This window comes from Micromonospora sp. KC213 (genome assembly GCF_004348325.1).
GTDB lineage: Bacteria > Actinomycetota > Actinomycetes > Mycobacteriales > Micromonosporaceae > Micromonospora.
The window spans coordinates 1-3,491 of the sequence record NZ_SMKF01000295.1 but is presented as its reverse complement, the minus strand read 5'-3'; the positions used below and the strand labels follow the sequence as shown (position 1 = coordinate 3,491).

General features: G+C 72.2%; 2 protein-coding genes and 1 pseudogene. 1 reads left to right on the top strand and 2 read right to left on the bottom strand.

Translation table 11 applies throughout. From position 1 onward, the window contains the following. Positions 1-191: 191 nt before the first annotated feature. A complete protein-coding gene (locus tag E1166_RS29895; protein WP_132343166.1) occupies positions 192-800 on the bottom strand; it encodes a DUF6518 family protein in 609 nt (202 codons plus the stop codon). A 273-nt stretch (positions 801-1,073) separates the two neighbouring features. On the opposite strand from E1166_RS29895, the gene helR reads away from it, so the two are divergent. Next, positions 1,074-3,215 carry an RNA polymerase recycling motor ATPase HelR gene (helR, locus tag E1166_RS29890; RefSeq protein WP_207914655.1) on the top strand — a complete coding sequence of 714 codons (2,142 nt, stop codon included), beginning with the start codon at positions 1,074-1,076 and terminating at the stop codon, positions 3,213-3,215. 54 nt (positions 3,216-3,269) lie between these two features. Here the strand turns inward: helR and E1166_RS29885 are convergent. Then, positions 3,270-3,491 (bottom strand): annotated as a pseudogene (locus tag E1166_RS29885) (XRE family transcriptional regulator); the annotation flags it as partial.

Here is a 3,491-nt window from a genome sequence, read left to right as displayed (position 1 = left end):
GATTCGACGCATGTGCACGGTGTTCCTTCCGTCGGTGGGGACGCCGGGACCGCGTCAACCGGCACCGGCGGGGTCGGCCCCCGCCCGACGTGGACGGATGGGTGCGCGACCCGCAGTGGACACCAGCCGGCGGTCATCGGCGGTTGCGCCGCGTGACGGAGCCCACCCCTGGCCACCGGGGCGCCTCAGCATCAGCTGGCTACCGCGAACCCGAGGTAACCGACCACCGCGAGCGGCACCGCCACCGCCAACGCGAGCGCCCGTTGGCGGGTCGTCCGGCCCACCAGCATCACGAGCAGCACAGCGAGCGCGACGTCGATGGCGACGTTCCACCACAGGCCGGTGCGATAGGGACCGGCGGCGGCCTTGGCGTACCGGGCCGCCTCCTCGAAGAAGACCGCAGCCGGCAGGGCCGTGCCGACGACCGACCGCCAGCCGGGGTCGCGCGCCCAGGCGCCGCCGACGCCGAAAACCACCCCGGCGAGTACGCCGAAGGCCATCCAGAGCAGCGATGTCGGTGCCCAGAGCATGGCCAGGTCGTCACCCTGGATAAGGGTCGCCGCAAGGTAGTAGCTGGGCACCGCGACGACGAGCAGGACCGTGGCGGCCAGGGCCGCGCGCCGCCACCCCGACCGGACCCACCACCCCACCGCGAACGCGGCGACCGCCCAGGTGGCGGTGGAGTTGCCGAGCTGCGCGAAGGGGTACGGCACGAACTTGATCCATACGAAGTCGAGGAAGCCGAGCAGGAAACCGCCCACGACGGCGACGAGAGCCACCAGTCGGTCATCAGGTCGCATGGGGCAGGAGCATACCGAGTATGCATCGCTCGACCTGCCGGCGGCGGGCGGGAATGGAGTGGAGACGAGATTGGGAAGGGACTACGGCCTCCCTCCCATTCTCAACATATACCGCACCTGGGGTCTTGCGGCAAGACCCGGGCAATGCCGCAGAATCGTCCGCCGAGGCCGAGACCTGCGGAAATGCGGGCGCGGCGTGCCCGCGCCGCCGCGCGGACCCCTGCTGCCAACGGTCGCCAGTGATCCCCGATCGGAGCTGATGCCGTGAACCCGCTGACCACCAGCGCGTTCGACCTTCCCGACCACCTCGCCGCCAAGGCCGACCCCGCGCTGGTCGCCGGCGACGAACAGCACTTCTCGGCCATCGCGGCGAGCCTGGAGCAGTCCATCGCCGACCTGTCCGACCGCCTCGACACCGAGCGCCGGGCACCCGCCGGAAAGGGCGGCCAGGCGGTGGAACGCGACCAGGCGGTCCGCCGGCTGGCCGTGCGCCTGCGCGCCCTGCGTCGCTTCGGCATCGACCTGTGCCTGGGACGCATGGTCGCCGCCGACAACCCCGAGCCCGTGTACGTCGGGCGACTCGGCCTCACCGACGGCGCGGGTAACCGGCTGCTGCTCGACTGGCGCTCCCCGGCGGCTGAGCCGTTCTTCGCCGCGACCCACGCCAACCCGATGGGGCTGGTCAGCCGCCGCAGGTATCGCTGGACCCGGGGCCGGATCACCGACTACTGGGACGAGGTCTTCACCCCGGAAGGGCTCGACGGGCACGCCGCGCTCGACGACCAGTCCGCCTTCATCGCCAGCCTGGGCGGCCACCGCTCGGCCCGGATGCGGGACGTGCTCGCCACCATCCAGGCCGACCAGGACGCCATCATCCGAGCGGGGTCGCGCGGCGCTCTGGTCGTCGACGGAGGCCCGGGTACGGGCAAGACGGTTGTCGCCCTGCACCGCACCGCGTACCTGCTCTACGCCGATGCGCGCCTCGGTAACCGCCGGGGTGGCGTGCTGTTCGTCGGTCCGCACCAGCCCTACCTCGGCTACGTCGCCGACGTGCTACCCAATCTCGGCGAGGAGGACGTGCAGACGTGCACCCTGCGGGACCTGGTCGCCGCGGGAGCCTCGGCGACGACCGAGACCGACCCGGAGGTGGCGCGCCTGAAGTCGTCCGCGGATCTGGTGAAGGCCATCGAGTCGGCCGTCCGCTTCTACGAGGAGCCGCCCGACACTCCGCTGGTGGTCTCCACCGACGAGTCCGATATCCGGGTGGGCGTCGACGACTGGGCCGAGGCGTTCGAAGCGGCACTCGGTACCCCGCACAACGAGGCGCGCGACCAGATCTGGGCGGAGTTGCTGACGATCCTGGTCAACAAGCACCACGGTGACGAACCGGCGGAGCAGTTCCGCAGGTCGCTGGAGCGCAACAGGGAGCTGCGTGCGGCCTTCCACCGCGCCTGGCCGCTGCTCGACGCGACCGACATCGTCGGCGACCTGTGGTCGGTGCCCGCCTTCCTGCGCAGGTGCGCTCCCTGGCTCAGCCGGGACGACGTGCGGAAGCTGCAGCGCACGGACGCGCAGGCCTGGACGGTGTCCGACCTGCCGCTGCTGGACGCCGCGCGACAGCGGCTCGGCGATCGGGAGGCGTCCGGACGCAGGCGCCGGCAGGACGCCGTTGTCGCCGCCGAACGCGCGCGCATGTCCCTGGTCGTCGACGACCTGATCGCGGCCCACACCTACGACGACGGTGAGGGCGTGCTGTCGAGCCTGCGCCAACTGGATCTCCAGGATGCCCTGGTCGACCAGGCCGTGCTGCCCGCCGCCGAACCGGACCGGCTCGCCGGCCCGTTCGCGCACGTCGTGGTGGACGAGGCGCAGGAACTGACCGACGCGCAGTGGCAGATGTTGCTGCTGCGCTGCCCGTCGCGGAGCTTCACCATCGTCGGGGACCGCGCGCAGGCCCGGCACGGGTTCACGGAGTCGTGGCGGGAACGGCTCACCCGGATCGGGCTCGACCGGATCACCCTGGCCTGCCTGACCATCAACTACCGGACGCCGAAGGAGGTCATGGCGGCAGCCGAGCCGGTCATCCGGGCCGTGATCCCGGACGCCAACGTGCCGACCTCGATCCGCGGCGGTGGCCTCCCCGTCGTCCACGGACGCACCTCGGAGCTGGGCGCGATCCTCGACACCTGGCTCGCCACGCACGCCGAAGGAACCGCCTGCGTCATCGGCGATCCCACCTTCCGCGAGACGTCCCGCGTCCGGGCGTTGACCCCGGAGTTGGCGAAGGGACTGGAGTTCGACCTGGTCGTCCTCGTCGACCCGGAGGCGTTCGGCGAGGGCATCGAAGGGGCCGTCGACCGCTATGTCGCGATGACCCGCGCCACCCAGCGGCTCGTCATCCTCACCAGCACCTGACCCCGGTCTGCTGCCGCTGACCCCGGTGACCGGGCCCACCGCAACCCGCGCCGGTCACCGGGTCAGCCCGACCAGGGTGGACAGTCGTGCCACGCCGACACCGGCCGGCCCGCCCCGGGCGATCTCGGCGATCACCGTACGCGCCACCGGCCGGCACCGGACCTCGGCCGGCGCGGCACGGTCCGCGTCCACCAGCGCCCGCCCGGCCCCGACCTGGTCGCCCAACTGGAGGTACGCGCGCGCGGCGTCCACCAGGTACGCGGCCCGGTACTCGGC